1 rRNA gene is annotated in these 493 nt (G+C 62.5%); it reads right to left on the reverse strand.

The window, feature by feature from the left end:
* Positions 1-366: 366 nt before the first annotated feature.
* Positions 367-479 (reverse strand): 5S ribosomal RNA (rrf, locus tag DIE22_RS37880).
* Positions 480-493 lie beyond the last annotated feature (14 nt).

Here is a 493-nt window from a genome sequence, read left to right on the forward strand (position 1 = left end):
GCTCCTGCCGCATTCCAGGAGTTGGTTTAAAGGGACTTTGCTAGAAGCCCATTGGCCCTATTGAAGGGGGCAGGTCAGCGTCAGCCGTGACACCATCGGATCAAACGACTCGACGTCGATCCGATTCCCGCTCTGCGAGAGGCGCAAGACTTGCTGCCCTGGCCGCGGAGATGGCAGTTGTCGCGGGATCAAGCTACTTGGTCCTGTCACGACATGGGTGTGCGGCGTGCGCATGAGGGCCCTGCCGCACCAGCTCGCCGGCGGCGCCGGCGACCAAGCCCCCCCCCGCCTCGCGGCCATCGCGCGTTTCCGGCGCCACAAATGCAAAAACCCCCGCCTTTCGGGCGGGGGTTTCTGGCTTAGGGAGCCTGACGATTACCTACTTTCACACGGGAATCCGCACTATCATCGGCGTAGAGTCGTTTCACGGTCCTGTTCGGGATGGGAAGGGGTGGGACCGACTCGCTATGGTCATCAGGCAAAGAGGGTTGTC

Source organism: Burkholderia sp. Bp9142 (assembly GCF_003853415.1).
Lineage (GTDB): Bacteria > Pseudomonadota > Gammaproteobacteria > Burkholderiales > Burkholderiaceae > Burkholderia.